Here is a 15,662-nt window from a genome sequence, read left to right as displayed (position 1 = left end):
CCGGGGTGTGTGCGCACTGTCACCGGGGGGTTCCGTATCAGCCATTGGAACGGACGGACGTCCTACCGCGCGGGTCTGAGAGAATTGAGCACGTGATCTCCCGAATCGATCTGCGCGGCGACGCCCTTCCCGAGGGCCCCGCCCTGCGCGACCTGCTGCCCCGAGCCGACTTCGACGTCGCGGCCGCCCTGGAGAAGGTGCGTCCGATCTGCGAGGACGTGCATCATCGCGGCGACGCGGCGCTGATCGACTTCGCCGAGCGGTTCGACGGCGTGCGTCTGGAATCCGTCCGGGTCCCGGCACGGGCGCTCACCGACGCCCTGGAGGGGCTGGACCCGGCCGTGCGCGCCGCCCTGGAGGAGTCCATCCGGCGCGCCCGGCTCGTCCACCGCGAGCAGCGCCGCACCACGCACACCACCCAGGTCGTGCCCGGCGGCACGGTCACCGAGAAGTGGGTGCCGGTCGACCGCGTCGGCCTGTACGCGCCGGGCGGACGGTCCGTGTACCCGTCCTCCGTGATCATGAACGCCGTGCCCGCCCAGGAGGCCGGCGTCCCGTCGGTCGCGCTCGCCTCCCCGGCCCAGGCCGAGTTCGGCGGGCTGCCGCACCCGACCGTCCTCGCCGCGTGCGCCCTGCTCGGCGTCGACGAGGTCTACGCGGCCGGCGGCGCCACCGCCGTGGCGATGTTCGCCTACGGCACCGAGTCCTGCCCGCCCGCGAACATGGTCACCGGCCCCGGCAACATCTGGGTCGCCGCCGCCAAGCGCTACTTCACCGGCCGCATCGGCATCGACGCCGAGGCCGGCCCGACCGAGATCGCGATCCTCGCGGACTCCACGGCCGACCCGGTGCACGTCGCCTCCGACCTGATCAGCCAGGCCGAGCACGACCCGCTGGCCGCCGCCGTCCTGGTCACCGACTCCGCCGACCTCGCGGACGCGGTCGAGAAGGAGCTCCGGCCGCAGGTCGAGGCCAGCAAGCACGTGGACGACCGGATCGTCCCGGCGCTCTCCGGCCGGCAGTCCGCCATCGTCCTGGTCGACGGCCTCGACGAGGGCCTGCGGGTCGTCGACGCCTACGGCGCCGAGCACCTGGAGATCCAGACCGCCGACGCCGCCGCGGTCGCCGACCGGGTGCGCAACGCCGGCGCGGTCTTCGTCGGCCCCTGGGCCCCGGTCTCGCTGGGCGACTACGCGGCCGGCTCCAACCACGTCCTGCCCACCGGCGGCTGCGCCTGCCACTCCTCGGGCCTGTCCGTCCAGTCCTTCCTGCGCGGCATCCACATCGTCGACTACACCGAGGACGCGCTGGCCGAGGTCGCGCACCACGTGGTGACGCTGGCGGAGGCGGAGGACCTGCCCGCGCACGGCGCGGCGATCAAGGCGAGGTTCGGCTGGAAGGTACCCGAGAGCAAGTGACCGGCATCGACGATCTCCCCGTACGGGACGAGCTGCGCGGCAAGTCCCCCTACGGCGCGCCCCAGCTGGACGTCCCCGTACGGCTGAACACCAACGAGAACCCCTACCCGCTGCCCGAGCCGCTGGTCGAGCGGATCACCGAGCGGGTCCGGGAAGCCGCCCGGCACCTCAACCGCTACCCCGACCGGGACGCGGTGGAGCTGCGCACCAGGCTGGCCGAGTACCTGACGAAGACGGCCGGCCACCCGGTCGGCCCGGAGAACGTGTGGGCCGCCAACGGCTCCAACGAGGTCATCCAGCAGCTGCTGCAGACCTTCGGCGGACCCGGCCGCACCGCGATCGGCTTCGAGCCGTCGTACTCGATGCACGGACTCATCGCGCGCGGCACCGGCACCGGCTGGATCTCCGGCCCCCGCGGCGACGACTTCACCATCGACGTCGCCGCCGCGAAGGAGGCGATCGCCGAGCACCGCCCGGACGTCGTCTTCATCACCACCCCCAACAACCCCACCGGCAACGCGGTCCCGCCCGAGACGGTCCTCGCCCTGTACGAGGCCGCCCAGGCGGCCGGGCCGTCGATGGTGGTCGTGGACGAGGCGTACGTCGAGTTCAGCCACGGCGACTCGCTGCTCCGGCTGCTCGACGGACGGCCCCACCTGGTCGTCTCCCGCACCATGTCGAAGGCGTTCGGCGCGGCCGGACTGCGCCTCGGCTACCTCGCCGCGCACCCCGCGGTCGTGGACGCCGTGCAGCTCGTCCGGCTGCCGTACCACCTCTCGGCCGTCACCCAGGCGACCGCGCTGGCCGCCCTGGAGCACACCGACGCCCTGCTCGGCTACGTCGAGCAGCTCAAGGCCGAACGGGACCGGCTGGTCGCCGAACTGCGCGCCATCGGCTACGAGGTCACCGAGTCCGACGCCAACTTCGTCCAGTTCGGCAGGTTCGAGGACGCCCACGCCGCCTGGCGGGAGATCCTCGACCGGGGCGTCCTGGTCCGGGACAACGGCGTGCCCGGATGGCTGCGGGTGACCGCCGGGACCCCCGAAGAGAACGACGCGTTCCTCGACGCGGTACGTGAGTTGAAGAAGGAGCAGAGTTCATGAGCCGCACAGGACGCGTGGAACGCACCACCAAGGAGACGTCCGTCCTCGTCGAGATCGACCTCGACGGCACCGGGAGGACCGAGATCTCCACCGGGGTCGGCTTCTACGACCACATGCTCGACCAGCTCGGCCGGCACGGTCTGTTCGACCTGACCGTGAAGACCGAGGGCGACCTGCACATCGACTCCCACCACACCATCGAGGACACCGCCCTCGCGCTCGGCGCCGCCTTCAAGCAGGCGCTCGGCGACAAGGTGGGCATCTACCGCTTCGGCAACTGCACGGTCCCGCTGGACGAGTCCCTCGCCCAGGTCACCGTCGACCTGTCCGGCCGCCCCTACCTCGTGCACACCGAGCCCGAGAACATGGCGCCGATGATCGGCGAGTACGACGTGACGATGACCCGGCACATCCTGGAGTCCTTCGTCGCCCAGGCCCAGATCGCGCTGCACGTGCACGTGCCCTACGGGCGCAACGCGCACCACATCGTGGAGTGCCAGTTCAAGGCGCTCGCCCGGGCCCTGCGCTACGCCTCCGAGCGCGACCCGCGCGCGGCGGGCATCCTGCCCTCCACGAAGGGGGCGCTGTAGGCATGAACGGCCTGTCCACCGTCCTGATCGTCGTCGGCCTGTTCTTCATCGGCGGGATCATCTCCTTCGTCAAGCAGAAGATGCCCACGAGCCTGATCGTGCTCCTCTCGATCGGCGCCGCGCTGTGCCTCGGCGCGGGCGTCCTGAGGCTGGAGGTGTGACCCCGTGAGCACCGCCAAGAAGGTCGTGGTCTTCGACTACGGCTTCGGCAACGTCCGCTCCGCCGAGCGTGCCCTCGCCCGCGCGGGGGCCGACGTCGAGATCACCGGTGACTTCGACCGGGCCATGAACGCCGACGGCCTGCTGGTGCCCGGCGTCGGCGCCTTCGCCGCCTGCATGAAGGGCCTGAAGGAGGCGCGCGGCGACTGGATCGTCGACCGCCGGCTGGCCGGCGGCCGCCCGGTGATGGGCATCTGCGTCGGCATGCAGATCCTGTTCGCGCGCGGCGTCGAGCACGGCGTGGAGACCGAGGGCCTCGACGAGTGGCCCGGCTCGGTGGAGCCGCTGCAGGCCGACGTCGTGCCCCACATGGGCTGGAACACCGTGGAAGCACCGGCCGGCTCCGAGCTGTTCGCCGGCCTCGACGCGGACGCCCGCTTCTACTTCGTGCACTCCTACGCGGTCCACGACTGGACCCTGGAGACCGCGAACCCGGCGATGCGCGCCCCGCTGGTCACCTGGTCCACGCACGGCAGGCCGTTCGTGGCGGCCGTGGAGAACGGCGCCCTGTGGGCCACCCAGTTCCACCCCGAGAAGTCCGGCGACGCCGGTGCCCAGCTCCTCACCAACTGGATCGGAACCCTGTAGAGACATGGCCAAGCTCGAACTGCTCCCCGCCGTCGACGTCCGCGACGGCCAGGCCGTCCGCCTGGTGCACGGCGAGTCCGGTACGGAAACGTCGTACGGCTCCCCCCTCGAGGCCGCCCTCGCCTGGCAGCGTTCGGGCGCCGAGTGGCTGCACCTGGTCGACCTGGACGCCGCGTTCGGCACCGGCGACAACCGCGAGCTGATCGCCGAGGTCGCCGGGGCGATGGACATCAAGGTCGAGCTGTCCGGCGGCATCCGCGACGACGACACCCTCGCCGCGGCCCTCGCCACCGGCTGCACCCGCGTCAACCTCGGCACGGCCGCCCTGGAGACCCCCGAGTGGGTCGCCCGGGTCATCGCCGAGCACGGCGACAAGATCGCCGTCGGCCTCGACGTGCGCGGCACCACCCTGCGCGGCCGCGGCTGGACCCGCGACGGCGGCGACCTCTACGAGACGCTGGAGCGTCTCGACAAGGAGGGCTGCGCCCGCTACGTCGTCACCGACATCGCCAAGGACGGCACCCTCCAGGGCCCCAACCTGGAGCTGCTGAAGAACGTCTGCGCCGCCACCGACCGCCCGGTGGTCGCCTCCGGCGGCGTGTCCTCGCTGGACGACCTGCGCGCCCTCGCGGGGCTCGTGCCGCTCGGCGTCGAGGGCGCCATCGTCGGGAAGGCCCTGTACGCCAAGGCGTTCACGCTGGAAGAGGCCCTGGAGGCTGTGTCGCGATGACATCCGGAGCCGTACGGCGCGTGCAGAGCGGAAGTCCCTGGGAGGAGTCCTTCGGTTTCGCGCGCGCCGTGGCGGCGGGCGACCGCGTCCTGGTGGCGGGCACCACCGCGTTCCGGGGCACCGTGCTCCACGGGGAGGGCGACCCGTACGAGCAGGCCAAGGCCGCCTTCACCACCGCGCTGGAGGCGATCGGCGAGTTCGGGCTCGGCGTCGAGTCCGTGATCCGCACGCGCGTCCACCTCGCCCACGCACGGGACGTCGACGCGGCCGGACGCGCCCACAAGGAGCTGTTCGACGCGGTGCGCCCGGTCACCACCCTGCTGGTGGTCGAGGGCTTCGTCGACTCGCGCGTACTGGTCTCAGTGGAACTCGAAGCATTCAGAGGAGCCGTGGATTCATGACCCTGGCGGTCCGAGTCATCCCCTGCCTGGACGTGGACAACGGCCGGGTGGTCAAGGGCGTCAACTTCCAGAACCTGCGCGACGCGGGCGACCCCGTCGAGATGGCCAAGGTGTACGACGCCGAGGGCGCCGACGAGCTGACGTTCCTGGACATCACCGCCTCGTCGGGCAACCGCGAGACGACGTACGACGTGGTGCGCCGCACCGCCGAGCAGGTGTTCATCCCACTGACGGTGGGCGGCGGCGTGCGCACCGCCGAGGACGTGGACAGGCTGCTGCGGGCGGGCGCCGACAAGGTGGGCGTGAACACCGCCGCCATCGCCCGCCCCGACCTGATCCGCGAGATCGCCGAGCGCTTCGGCCGGCAGGTCCTCGTCCTCTCGGTCGACGCCCGCCGCACGGAGTCCGGAACCTTCGAGGTCACCACGCACGGCGGCCGCCGCGGCACCGGGATCGACGCCGTGGAGTGGGCGCACCGCGCCGCCGAGCTGGGTGCCGGCGAGATCCTGCTCAACTCCATGGACGCCGACGGCACCAAGGACGGCTACGACCTGGAGATGATCGCCGCCGTCCGGAAGCACGTCACCGTCCCGGTGATCGCCTCGGGCGGCGCCGGCAAGGCGGCCGACTTCCCGCCCGCGGTCGCGGCGGGCGCGGACGCGGTCCTCGCGGCCTCGGTCTTCCACTTCGGCGACCTGCGCATCGGCCAGGTCAAGGACACCCTGCGGGAGGCCGGGCACCCGGTGCGCTGACCCCCGGCCCGGCCGCCCCGGTCAGATGCCGAGCTGCCTGGTCTCCTGCAGCTTCGCGATCGCGTTCTCGTCGCCCTCCAGCGCGACCTTCGCCGCGTTCTGCCGCCCGTAGGCGAACAGCACCAGCTCCGACGGCTCGCCGGTCACCGTGACCACCGGGGTGCCGCGGTGGGCCACCACCGTCTGGCCGTTCGGGCGGCGCAGCACCAGGCCCGTCGGAACGCCGCGGCCCACCAGGCGGGCGGTGCGCTCCAGCCGGGACCACAGGGCGTCCTGGAACACCGGGTCGAGTTCGCGCGGGGTCCAGTCGGGCTGGGCCCGGCGGACGTCCTCCGTGTGGACGTAGAACTCGACGATGTTCGACATCTCGTCGATCTGCTTGAGCGAGAAGGGCGAGAAGCGCGGCGGCCCGGTGCGGATGAGCTGGATCAGCTCCTCGTACGGCTTCGCGGCGAACTCCGCCATCACCCGCTCCAGGCGCGGCGCCAGCTGCTTGACCAGGATGCCGCCGGCGGCGTCGGGGCGGCGCTCGCGCACCACCACGTGGGCGGCGAGGTCCCGGGCCGTCCAGTCCTCGCACAGGGTGGGGGCCTCGGGCCCCGTAGTCTCCAGCAGATCGGCCAGGAGGAGTCGTTCACGCTTGGCATGGGTCGACATGCCAGCCAGCGTACGGCCGCCCGTCCGGTCCGCCCAGTGGACGCTCCCCCCGGCCCGCGGGCGGGACGCGGCACAATGGCACCCATGACCAGCACGTCCCGGCCCGGCCGCCTCGACCCGGAGATCGCCGCGCGCCTCAAGCGCAGCCCCGACGGCCTCCTGCCCGCCATCGCCCAGCAGTACGACACCAAAGAGGTGCTGATGCTGGGCTGGATGGACGACGAGGCGCTGCACCGCACGCTGACCACCGGCCGCTGCACCTACTGGTCGCGCAGCCGGCGGGAGTACTGGGTCAAGGGGGACACCTCCGGCCACTTCCAGTGGGTCAAGTCGGTCGCCCTCGACTGCGACGCGGACACCCTGCTGGTCACGGTCGACCAGGTCGGCGCCGCCTGCCACACCGGCGCCCGCACCTGCTTCGACGCCGACGTGCTGCTGGCGGACGGCCCCGTGGACGTTCCCGCCGGCGGCGCCGGTTCCGGCACGGCCACCCCGGATCAGTAAGGTCTGGCGCCATGGACCTCGAGACGTTCCGCAAGCTCGCCGCCGACCGCCGGGTCATCCCGGTCACCCGCAAGCTGCTCGCCGACGGCGACACCCCGGTCGCGCTCTACCGCAAGCTCGCCGCCGAGCGCCCCGGCACCTTCCTGCTCGAGTCCGCGGAGAACGGACGCTCCTGGTCCCGTTACTCCTTCGTCGGCGTGCGCAGCGCCGCCACCCTCACCGAGCGCGGCGGGCGGACCCACTGGCAGGGCACCCCGCCCGTCGGCGTGCCCGTGGACGGCGACCCGCTCGCCGCGCTGCGCGCCACCCTCGAGGCCCTGCACACCCCGCGCGACCTCGCCCACGACCTCGGCCTGCCGCCCTTCACCGGCGGCATGGTCGGCTACCTCGGCTACGACATCGTGCGCCGTCTGGAGAAGATCGGCCCCGGCGAGCGGGACGATCTGCGGCTGCCCGAGCTGACCATGCTGCTCACCAGCGACCTGGCCGTCATGGACCACTGGGAGGGCGCCGTCTGGCTGATCGCCAACGCGATCAACCACAACGACCTGGAGACGGGCGTGGACGAGGCGTACGCCGACGCGGTGGCCCGCCTCGACGCCATGGAGGCCGACCTCACCCGCGCGGTGGCCCAGCCCCCGGCCGTGCTGCCGCCCTCCGAGCTGCCCGAGTACACCGCGCTGTGGGGCGGCCCCGACTTCCGGCGGGCCGTGGAGGACATCAAGGAACGCATCCGCGCGGGCGAGGCCTTCCAGGTCGTCCCCTCCCAGCGGTTCGAGACCCCGTGCACGGCGAGCGCCCTGGACGTCTACCGGGTCCTGCGCGCCACCAACCCCTCGCCGTACATGTACCTGTTCCGCTTCCCCCACGAGGACGGCGGGGCCTTCGACGTCGTCGGCTCCTCGCCCGAGGCCCTGGTGAAGGTCGAGGACGGGCGGGCCATGGTCCACCCCATCGCCGGCACCCGGCACCGCGGCGCCACCCCGCAGGAGGACCAGGCCCTCGCCGACGAACTGCTCGCCGACCCCAAGGAGCGCGCCGAGCACCTCATGCTCGTCGACCTGGGCCGCAACGACCTCGGGCGGGTCTGCGAGCCCGGCTCGGTCGAGGTCGTCGACTTCATGTCCATCGAGCGGTACTCGCACGTCATGCACATCGTCTCGACGGTCACCGGCCGGGTCGCGGCCGGCCGCACCGCCTTCGACGTGCTCACCGCCTGCTTCCCGGCCGGCACGCTCTCCGGCGCGCCCAAGCCCCGCGCGATGCAGATCATCGACGAACTCGAGCCGTCCCGGCGCGGACTGTACGGCGGCTGCGTCGGCTACCTCGACTTCGCCGGCGACTCCGACACCGCCATCGCCATCCGCACCGCGCTGCTGCGAGAGGGCACCGCGTACGTGCAGGCCGGCGCCGGAATCGTCGCCGACTCCGACCCGGTCGCCGAGGACACCGAGTGCCGCAACAAGGCGGCCGCGGTGCTGCGCGCCGTCCACACGGCGAACCGGCTGGGAAAGCCCTGAGGTGAACCCCGGGTGACGGTTCGCCCGGGGTTCGGGCGATAGTGGAGTACGTGACTGCCGTACCTCACCCCCGTACCGAGGCCGCCGGCTCCGCCCGGGCCGGCCGCCTCAGCCTCGCCGCCGCCCTGCTGTGCGGCGCCCTGGGCGCGGCCGTGGCCCTGCTCGCCAGCCGGCAGCAGTGGTCGGAGGGCACCGCGACCGTGGCCGGCGGCGCCTTCCCCCTGACCGCCAAGGGCAGCGACGTCACCGGCGTCCCCGCCGCCCTGGCCGTCGTGGGCCTGGCCGCGCTGGTCGCCGTCTTCGCCGTCCGCCGTGCCGGACGCCTCGCCGTCGCCGCGCTGCTCACCCTCACCGGGGCGGGCACCGTCACGGCGGCCCTGGCCGGAGCCTCGGACAGCGCCGCGCTCGACGAGAAGGCCGCACAGGCCTCCGGCGACACCTCCGCCACGGTGGAGGCCCTCACCCACACCGCGTGGCCCTACGCCGCGGCCGTGGGCGGCCTGCTGCTCCTGCTGGCCGGGCTGCTCGCGCTGCGCTACGGCCGGCTGTGGCCCGCCATGTCCGGCCGCTACGAACGCAACGGCGCCCCGCGGGAGCGCCGCAAGGCCCCCGCCGTGGACCCCGACCGCCCCGAGGACCTCTGGAAGGCCCTCGACCGCGGCGAGGACCCGACCGGCGCCTGAGCGCCCGCGGGCGGCTGCCGGGGAGCCGGGGCGGCACGCCCGGGACGCCGCGCCGCGGACCGCCGTCCCCGCGCGGACCGTCAGGGCCCCGCGAGCCGGCCGGCCGGGGCGGACCCCGCCGGACGCTCCGTCAGCGCGCCGGGAAGCACCCCCGCTCACCGCGCACGCGCGCGTGCGGGACAATGAGCGTGAGCGTCCTGCTCAGACACGCACACAGCAACGAGGAGCAAGCAATGGCGGGCAGCAGCCACGGTCACACCCCGGCCGCCTGGACCGGTGTCATCATCGCCTTCATCGGTTTCTGCGTCGCGGGCGCGTTCATGGTGATGGCCCAGCCCGTCGGCTTCTGGGCGGGCATGGGCATCGTGATCCTCGGCGGTGTCGTCGGCGGCATCATGCGCACGATGGGCATGGGCCAGCCGAAGAGCAACCACCCGGTGCACCAGCTCACCGGTGACCGCGAGCCGGCCCGCGCCGAGGGCTGAGCCCGCGGAGCACTCCCGGCAGGGGCGGCCGGCACGGTGGTGCCGCGGCCGCCCCTGACGCGCGTCCGGGGCACAATGCACGGTGTGAACGTCCCCGGAGCGGCCCGCGGCAGGGCGGCCCGGCTGGCCGCCCCCGCCGGGGTGCTCGCCGCCGTCGCCGGAGCCCTCGCCTACGTCGGGACCGTGGACCCCAACGAGCCCGGCCACTACCCGGCCTGCCCGCTGCTGCGCCTCACCGGCCTGTACTGCCCCGGCTGCGGCGGACTGCGCAGCGCGCACGCCGTCGTCCACGGCGACCTCCTCACCGCCCTCCAGGCCAACGCGCCGGCCGTCCTCGGCTACGCGGGCTTCGCCGTGCTGTGGACCGTATGGGTGGTCCGCGCGGTACGCGGGAAGCCGCTGCGGGTCGACCCGCCGCCGGTGCTCCTGTGGTCCCTGGGGGCGTTGCTGCTGGTCTTCACGGTTGCCCGGAACCTGCCGTCCGGTGGCTGGCTGCACCCGTGATCCGCGGATGAACGTCCAGGTGGTGGGACCGGCGTCAACCGGATGCGAGGCATACGCCCGGCTGCGGATACCATCGCAGTGACCACCGGTTTCGTCCGGCGGCCCGGCCGCGAGGGCGGGCCCGTGGCGGAAGCCGACGCATCGAAGACCGAACCGTCCGGAAGGGGGGCCGCTCGCGTGAGTGTGCTCGACGAGATCATCGACGGAGTCCGTGCCGACCTCGCGGAGCGGCAGGCGCGCGTCAGCCTCGACGAGCTCAAGGAGCGCGCGGCGAAGGCTCCCGCGGCCAAGGACGGCGCGGCCGCCCTGCGCGGCGACGGCGTCAAGGTGATCTGCGAGGTCAAGCGCTCCAGCCCGTCCAAGGGCGCGCTCGCCGCGATCGCCGACCCGGCGGGACTCGCCGCCGACTACGAGGCGGGCGGCGCGGCCGTCATCTCCGTCCTCACCGAACAGCGCCGCTTCGGCGGCTCGCTGGCCGACCTGGAGGCGGTCCGCGCGCGCGTGGACATCCCCGTGCTGCGCAAGGACTTCATCGTCACCTCGTACCAGCTCTGGGAGGCCCGCGCGTACGGCGCCGACCTCGCGCTGCTGATCGTCGCCGCCCTCGACCAGCCGGCCCTGGAGTCGCTGATCGAGCGCGCCGAGTCCATCGGCCTCACCCCGCTCGTCGAGGTGCACGACGAGGACGAGGTCGAGCGGGCGGTGGACGCGGGCGCCAAGGTCATCGGCGTCAACGCGCGCAACCTCAAGACCCTCGAGGTCGACCGCGGCACCTTCGAGCGGGTCGCCCCCGAGATCCCCGCCCACCTGGTCAAGGTCGCCGAGTCCGGCGTCCGCGGCCCGCACGACCTCATCGCCTACGCCAACGCCGGCGCCGACGCGGTCCTGGTCGGCGAGTCCCTCGTCACCGGACGCGACCCGAAGGCGGCGGTCTCCGACCTGGTGGCGGCCGGCGAGCACCCCGCGCTGCGGCACGGGCGGAGCTGACCCCCGGTAGGCTTGGCACCGAGATGACGCTTCCGATCACCCTCGCGGCCAGGGACCCGTACGCCCGCCTCGCGCGCGGCTGCCGGCCCCGGGGCTGCCGTGCGCCCGCACGGCGCGTGCACGGCCGCAGGGTGCGCTACGTCATCGGGGACGAGCCGGGACAGGTCAACGGACGGCGATGGCAGCGCCCTTCCAGGGGCGCGGGGCTGTACCGACACATGCGTCGCACGAGCGCGGCCGGCCACGGATGACCTGAGGCCGCGCAGCGAGCTCCGCCCCCACGGCGAACAGTGCCCACCACACACTCACCGTGAGGTTTCCGCATGCCCAGCCAGTTCTTCGTCCCCGATCCGGAGGGCCGACTCCCCAGCGCCGAAGGCTACTTCGGCGCGTTCGGCGGCAAGTTCATCCCGGAGGCGCTCGTCGCCGCCGTGGACGAGGTCGCCGTCGAGTACGACAAGGCCAAGGCCGACCCCGAGTTCGCCCGCGAGCTCGACGACCTGCTCGTCCACTACACCGGCCGCCCGAGCGCCCTCACCGAGGTACCGCGGTTCGCCGAACACGCGGGCGGTGCCCGGATCTTCCTCAAGCGCGAGGACCTCAACCACACCGGGTCCCACAAGATCAACAACGTGCTGGGCCAGGCCCTGCTGACCAAGCGCATGGGCAAGACCCGCGTCATCGCCGAGACCGGCGCCGGCCAGCACGGCGTCGCCACCGCCACCGCCTGCGCCCTGTTCGGCCTCGACTGCACCATCTACATGGGCGAGATCGACACGCAGCGCCAGGCCCTCAACGTGGCCCGGATGCGCATGCTCGGCGCCGAGGTCATCGCCGTGAAGTCCGGCAGCCGCACCCTCAAGGACGCCATCAACGAGGCGTTCCGCGACTGGGTCGCCAACGTCGACCGCACCCACTACCTCTTCGGCACCGTCGCCGGGCCGCACCCCTTCCCGGCGATGGTCCGCGACTTCCACCGCGTCATCGGCGTCGAGGCCCGCCGCCAGCTGCTGGAGCGGGCCGGCCGGCTGCCCGACGCCGCCGTCGCCTGCGTCGGCGGCGGCTCCAACGCCATCGGCCTCTTCCACGCGTTCATCCCCGACGAGGGCGTCCGCCTCATCGGCTGCGAGCCCGCCGGACACGGCGTCGAGAGCGGCGAGCACGCGGCCACGCTGACCGCGGGCGAGCCCGGCGTCCTGCACGGCTCGCGCTCCTACGTCCTCCAGGACGACGAGGGCCAGATCACCGAGCCGTACTCCATCTCGGCGGGACTCGACTACCCGGGCATCGGGCCCGAGCACGCCTACCTCAAGGACTCCGGCCGCGGCGAGTACCGCGCGGTCACCGACGACGCCGCGATGCAGGCCCTGCGGCTGCTGTCGCGCACCGAGGGCATCATCCCGGCCATCGAGAGCGCCCACGCGCTCGCCGGCGCCCTGGAGGTCGGCAGGGAACTGGGCGGGGACGGGCTGATCGTCGTCAACCTGTCCGGCCGCGGCGACAAGGACATGGACACCGCCGCCCGCTACTTCGGGCTGTACGACACCGACGCCGAGGTCGCCGCCGACGAGGCCGGCACCACCGCCGAGATCGAGGGGGACGCCAAGTGAGCGGCAACATCCAGTTGTTGACGGACACCCTCGCCGCGGCGAGGTCCGAGGGGCGCTCGGCGCTCATCGCCTACCTCCCGGCCGGGTTCCCGACCGTGGACGGCGGCATCGAGGCGGTCAGGGCCGTCCTCGACGCCGGCGCCGACGTCGTGGAGGTGGGTCTGCCGCACAGCGACCCCGTCCTCGACGGTCCCGTCATCCAGACCGCCGACGACATCGCCCTGCGCGGCGGCGTGCGGATCGCCGACGTGATGCGCACCGTCCGTGAGGCGTACGAGGCCACCGGGAAGCCGGTCCTCGTCATGACGTACTGGAACCCCATCGACCGTTACGGCGTCGAACGGTTCACCGCCGAACTCGCCGAGGCGGGCGGCGCCGGGTGCATCCTGCCCGACCTGCCCGTCCAGGAGTCCGCGCTGTGGCGGGAGCACGCCGACAAGCACGGCCTCGCCACGGTCTTCGTGGTCGCGCCCAGCAGCAGGGACGCGCGGCTCGCCGAGATCACCGCGGCCGGCAGCGGCTTCGTCTACGCCGCCTCCCTGATGGGCGTCACCGGCACCCGTGAGTCGGTCAGCTCGCAGGCCCGGGACCTGGTGGAACGCACCCGGGCCACCGGCACCGGGCTGCCGGTCTGCGTCGGGCTCGGCGTCTCCACCCCCGCCCAGGCCGCCGAGGTCGCCGGCTTCGCCGACGGTGTGATCGTCGGCTCGGCCTTCGTCAAGCGGATGCTGGACGCCCCCGACCACGCCGCCGGCCTCGAGGCCGTCCGCGCGCTCGCGGGCGACCTCGCCAAGGGTGTGCGCGGACAGGCGTAGGGACGGCGCGACGGACGGCGCGAGCGGCCGGATGTCCGCAGGCAGTCATACGGGTCCCTCGTAAGGGTGGACCTGCGGCCGGGGAGGCGCGGTGCGCCTCCCCGGTTCGTTCTGCGGGGTGTGAGCGAGAAGAATCGTGAGGGAAAGCGCACCGCCCGGGAGCGGCTGGCGGTCGAGCGCGAGAAGCAGAAGGCGGCGGAGAAGCGGCGCCGCGGTCTGATCGTGGGCGCGAGCGTGGTCTGTGTCCTCGGGCTCGCGGCGGTGATCGGCGTCGTCGCCGCCAACTCCGGCGAGGACGAGGGGAGCGACTCGGCGGGCCCGGTCGTGGCGCCCTCGGGCGCGACGGGCGAGGGCGGCACCGTCATCCCGGTCGGCGAGGAGGACGCCAAGGCCACGCTCACGGTGTGGGAGGACTTCCGCTGCCCCGCCTGCAAGGCCTTCGAGCAGGCCTACGGCCCGACCGTCCAGGAGCTGGCCGAAGCGGGCCGGCTGAAGGTGGAGTACCACCTGGTCACCCTCATCGACGGCGGCATGGGCGGCACCGGCTCCCGCAACGCGGCCAACGCCGCCGCCTGCGCCCAGGACGCCGGGAAGTTCGACGCGTACCACAAGGTGCTGTTCGACAACCAGCCGATGGAGAGCGACGACGCCTTCGCCGACAACGACAGGCTCATCGAGCTGGCCGGCAAGGTCGACGGCCTGGACACCCCCGCCTTCCGCTCCTGCGTCGAGGACGGCAAGCACAACAGCTGGGTCGCCAAGTCCCACGACGCCTTCCAGAAGGGCGGCTTCACGGGCACGCCGACCGTCCTGTTCGACGGCGAGAACATCTACCAGGACCGCTCGATGACCCCGGAGAAGCTGAAGCAGATGGTGCAGGAGGCCAACGAGGGCTAGCACCGCCCCCGGAATTCCCGCGGTCCTGTTATGGAGCCGTAGCCGGGCTGCCCGCCGTGCGGCCGGTCCGGCACGGTAGCGTCGACCCTGCCATGGAACTTGCCTACATTCCCAGCCCGTCGAGCGGGGTGCTGTACCTCGGCCCCGTTCCGCTGCGCGGCTACGCGTTCTGCATCATCATCGGCGTCTTCGTAGCCGTCTGGCTCGGCAACAAGCGCTGGATCGCCCGGGGCGGGCGGGCCGGCACGGTGGCCGACATCGCCGTCTGGGCCGTGCCGTTCGGCCTCGTCGGCGGCAGGCTCTACCACGTGATCACGGACTACCAGCTGTACTTCAGCGAGGGCCGCGACTGGGTGGACGCCTTCAAGATCTGGGAGGGCGGCCTCGGCATCTGGGGCGCGATCGCGTTCGGTGCCCTGGGCGCGTGGATCGGCTGCCGGCGCCGGGGCATCCCGCTGCCCGCCTACGCCGACGCCGTCGCGCCGGGCATCGCCTTCGCCCAGGCGATCGGACGCTGGGGCAACTGGTTCAACCAGGAGCTGTACGGGCGGGCCACGGACCTGCCGTGGGCGGTGGAGATCACCTCCTCCGCCGACGGGCGGGTCCCGGGCACGTACCACCCGACGTTCCTGTACGAGTCGCTGTGGTGCGTCGGCGTGGCGCTGCTGGTGATCTGGGCGGACCGCCGCTTCGGGCTCGGCCACGGACGGGCGTTCGCACTGTACGTCGCCGCGTACTGCGTGGGCCGGTTCTGGATCGAGTACATGCGCGTCGACGAGGCCCACCACGTCCTGGGCATGCGGCTGAACAACTGGACCTCGGTCGTCGTGTTCCTGCTCGCGGTGCTGTACATCGTGCTGTCGGCGAGGAAGCGGCCGGGGCGCGAGACGACGGTGGAGCCGGGAGCCCCCGGTGGCGAGGCCGGTGCCGGCGAGGCCGGGGACGCGGAGAAGGACGCCGCGGAGAAGAACGACACGGAGAACACCGCGGAGAGCGCCACGCAGGACACCGCGGAGAAGAAGGACGCGGACTCGCCGGGCGCCGGGGACGGCGCCGCGGCGGAGGAGGCCCCCGGTGATGCCGGGAGCCCCGAGGACCCCAAGGTCGCCGAGAACTCCGAGGACTCCGAGGACTCCGAGGACTCCAGGGACGGGGCCGGTTCGGCGAAGAAGAGCTGACGGCCCGCCGCACGAAGCCGA

General features: G+C 73.1%; 19 protein-coding genes. 18 read left to right on the top strand and 1 reads right to left on the bottom strand.

Features of this window, described 5'->3' with window-relative positions; translation table 11 throughout:
• Positions 1 to 92 precede the first annotated feature (92 nt).
• Genes hisD through hisF form a run of 8 tightly spaced genes read left to right on the top strand, consistent with a single transcriptional unit; the run spans position 93 to position 5,801 of the window.
• Entirely contained in the window at positions 93 to 1,418 is a 1,326-nt protein-coding gene (hisD, locus tag GL259_RS11535; RefSeq protein WP_159531782.1) for a histidinol dehydrogenase, read from the top strand.
• Positions 1,415 to 2,521, top strand: a complete 1,107-nt coding sequence (locus tag GL259_RS11530) for a histidinol-phosphate transaminase (protein ID WP_159531780.1) — start codon at positions 1,415 to 1,417, stop codon at positions 2,519 to 2,521. Before hisD ends, GL259_RS11530 begins: the two co-directional genes overlap by 4 nt.
• Entirely contained in the window at positions 2,518 to 3,111 is a 594-nt protein-coding gene (gene hisB / locus GL259_RS11525; protein ID WP_159531778.1) for an imidazoleglycerol-phosphate dehydratase HisB, read from the top strand. The genes GL259_RS11530 and hisB overlap by 4 nt, the downstream gene beginning before the upstream one ends.
• 2 nt (positions 3,112 to 3,113) lie before the next feature.
• Positions 3,114 to 3,272 carry a hypothetical protein gene (locus tag GL259_RS37630; RefSeq protein WP_166461472.1) on the top strand — a complete coding sequence of 53 codons (159 nt, stop codon included), beginning with the start codon at positions 3,114 to 3,116 and terminating at the stop codon, positions 3,270 to 3,272.
• Between the two features lie 4 nt (positions 3,273 to 3,276).
• Positions 3,277 to 3,918, top strand: coding sequence for an imidazole glycerol phosphate synthase subunit HisH (gene hisH / locus GL259_RS11520; protein WP_159531776.1), 642 nt, complete (start codon positions 3,277 to 3,279; stop codon positions 3,916 to 3,918).
• A 4-nt stretch (positions 3,919 to 3,922) separates the two neighbouring features.
• Positions 3,923 to 4,648, top strand: coding sequence for a bifunctional 1-(5-phosphoribosyl)-5-((5-phosphoribosylamino)methylideneamino)imidazole-4-carboxamide isomerase/phosphoribosylanthranilate isomerase PriA (gene priA / locus GL259_RS11515; protein ID WP_159531774.1), 726 nt, complete (start codon positions 3,923 to 3,925; stop codon positions 4,646 to 4,648).
• Complete coding sequence (locus tag GL259_RS11510) at positions 4,645 to 5,049, top strand: Rid family hydrolase (protein WP_159531772.1); 405 nt, start codon at positions 4,645 to 4,647, stop codon at positions 5,047 to 5,049. Before priA ends, GL259_RS11510 begins: the two co-directional genes overlap by 4 nt.
• Positions 5,046 to 5,801, top strand: a complete 756-nt coding sequence (hisF, locus tag GL259_RS11505; protein ID WP_159531770.1) for an imidazole glycerol phosphate synthase subunit HisF — start codon at positions 5,046 to 5,048, stop codon at positions 5,799 to 5,801. The genes GL259_RS11510 and hisF overlap by 4 nt, the downstream gene beginning before the upstream one ends.
• A 21-nt stretch (positions 5,802 to 5,822) precedes the next feature.
• On the opposite strand, the gene GL259_RS11500 is transcribed toward hisF, so the two are convergent.
• Positions 5,823 to 6,458 carry a TIGR03085 family metal-binding protein gene (locus GL259_RS11500; protein WP_159531768.1) on the bottom strand — a complete coding sequence of 212 codons (636 nt, stop codon included), beginning with the start codon at positions 6,456 to 6,458 and terminating at the stop codon, positions 5,823 to 5,825.
• A 75-nt stretch (positions 6,459 to 6,533) separates the two neighbouring features.
• Between GL259_RS11500 and hisI the strand changes: the two genes are divergently transcribed.
• The 10 genes from hisI (at position 6,534) to lgt (ending at position 15,641) form a co-directional block, all read left to right on the top strand.
• Positions 6,534 to 6,962 (top strand): phosphoribosyl-AMP cyclohydrolase, encoded by a 429-nt coding sequence (gene hisI / locus GL259_RS11495; protein WP_159531766.1) that lies wholly within the window; start codon positions 6,534 to 6,536, stop codon positions 6,960 to 6,962.
• Positions 6,963 to 6,973: 11 nt separating this feature from the next.
• Positions 6,974 to 8,482: an anthranilate synthase component I gene (locus GL259_RS11490; protein WP_159531764.1), complete on the top strand. Its 1,509-nt coding sequence runs from the start codon at positions 6,974 to 6,976 to the stop codon at positions 8,480 to 8,482.
• 41 nt (positions 8,483 to 8,523) lie between these two features.
• The gene (locus GL259_RS11485; RefSeq protein ID WP_159531762.1) at positions 8,524 to 9,165 is read left to right on the top strand and encodes a TIGR02234 family membrane protein; all 642 of its coding nucleotides are present in this window, start codon (positions 8,524 to 8,526) and stop codon (positions 9,163 to 9,165) included.
• 233 nt (positions 9,166 to 9,398) lie between these two features.
• Positions 9,399 to 9,650, top strand: coding sequence for an HGxxPAAW family protein (locus GL259_RS11480; protein ID WP_159531760.1), 252 nt, complete (start codon positions 9,399 to 9,401; stop codon positions 9,648 to 9,650).
• Positions 9,651 to 9,725: 75 nt separating this feature from the next.
• Entirely contained in the window at positions 9,726 to 10,154 is a 429-nt protein-coding gene (locus tag GL259_RS11475) for a DUF2752 domain-containing protein (protein WP_159531758.1), read from the top strand.
• 177 nt (positions 10,155 to 10,331) lie between these two features.
• Positions 10,332 to 11,141 (top strand): indole-3-glycerol phosphate synthase TrpC, encoded by an 810-nt coding sequence (gene trpC, locus GL259_RS11470; RefSeq protein ID WP_159531756.1) that lies wholly within the window; start codon positions 10,332 to 10,334, stop codon positions 11,139 to 11,141.
• Between the two features lie 323 nt (positions 11,142 to 11,464).
• The gene (gene trpB / locus GL259_RS11460; RefSeq protein ID WP_159531752.1) at positions 11,465 to 12,751 is read left to right on the top strand and encodes a tryptophan synthase subunit beta; all 1,287 of its coding nucleotides are present in this window, start codon (positions 11,465 to 11,467) and stop codon (positions 12,749 to 12,751) included.
• Positions 12,748 to 13,566, top strand: coding sequence for a tryptophan synthase subunit alpha (gene trpA / locus GL259_RS11455; protein ID WP_159531750.1), 819 nt, complete (start codon positions 12,748 to 12,750; stop codon positions 13,564 to 13,566). Before trpB ends, trpA begins: the two co-directional genes overlap by 4 nt.
• A 120-nt stretch (positions 13,567 to 13,686) precedes the next feature.
• Positions 13,687 to 14,463, top strand: coding sequence for a thioredoxin domain-containing protein (locus GL259_RS11450; RefSeq protein WP_166461471.1), 777 nt, complete (start codon positions 13,687 to 13,689; stop codon positions 14,461 to 14,463).
• A 92-nt stretch (positions 14,464 to 14,555) separates the two neighbouring features.
• Positions 14,556 to 15,641 carry a prolipoprotein diacylglyceryl transferase gene (gene lgt / locus GL259_RS11445; protein ID WP_159531746.1) on the top strand — a complete coding sequence of 362 codons (1,086 nt, stop codon included), beginning with the start codon at positions 14,556 to 14,558 and terminating at the stop codon, positions 15,639 to 15,641.
• Positions 15,642 to 15,662: the final 21 nt, after the last annotated feature.

Source organism: Streptomyces sp. Tu 3180, assembly GCF_009852415.1.
In the GTDB taxonomy this organism is placed as follows: domain Bacteria; phylum Actinomycetota; class Actinomycetes; order Streptomycetales; family Streptomycetaceae; genus Streptomyces.
The sequence above is the reverse complement of the archived record's forward strand: the minus strand, read 5'-3'. Positions and strand labels throughout refer to the sequence as shown.

Excerpts from the sequence above, each read along its gene's own strand:
- hisB (WP_159531778.1), top strand. The coding sequence starts at position 2,518 with ATGAGCCGCACAGGACGCGTGGAACGCACCACCAAGGAGACGTCCGTC.
- GL259_RS37630 (WP_166461472.1), top strand. The coding sequence starts at position 3,114 with ATGAACGGCCTGTCCACCGTCCTGATCGTCGTCGGCCTGTTCTTCATC.
- priA (WP_159531774.1), top strand. The coding sequence starts at position 3,923 with ATGGCCAAGCTCGAACTGCTCCCCGCCGTCGACGTCCGCGACGGCCAG.
- GL259_RS11510 (WP_159531772.1), top strand. The coding sequence starts at position 4,645 with ATGACATCCGGAGCCGTACGGCGCGTGCAGAGCGGAAGTCCCTGGGAG.
- hisF (WP_159531770.1), top strand. The coding sequence starts at position 5,046 with ATGACCCTGGCGGTCCGAGTCATCCCCTGCCTGGACGTGGACAACGGC.
- GL259_RS11500 (WP_159531768.1), bottom strand. The coding sequence starts at position 6,458 with ATGTCGACCCATGCCAAGCGTGAACGACTCCTCCTGGCCGATCTGCTG.
- hisI (WP_159531766.1), top strand. The coding sequence starts at position 6,534 with ATGGCACCCATGACCAGCACGTCCCGGCCCGGCCGCCTCGACCCGGAG.
- GL259_RS11490 (WP_159531764.1), top strand. The coding sequence starts at position 6,974 with ATGGACCTCGAGACGTTCCGCAAGCTCGCCGCCGACCGCCGGGTCATC.
- GL259_RS11480 (WP_159531760.1), top strand. The coding sequence starts at position 9,399 with ATGGCGGGCAGCAGCCACGGTCACACCCCGGCCGCCTGGACCGGTGTC.
- GL259_RS11475 (WP_159531758.1), top strand. The coding sequence starts at position 9,726 with ATGCACGGTGTGAACGTCCCCGGAGCGGCCCGCGGCAGGGCGGCCCGG.
- trpB (WP_159531752.1), top strand. The coding sequence starts at position 11,465 with ATGCCCAGCCAGTTCTTCGTCCCCGATCCGGAGGGCCGACTCCCCAGC.
- lgt (WP_159531746.1), top strand. The coding sequence starts at position 14,556 with ATGGAACTTGCCTACATTCCCAGCCCGTCGAGCGGGGTGCTGTACCTC.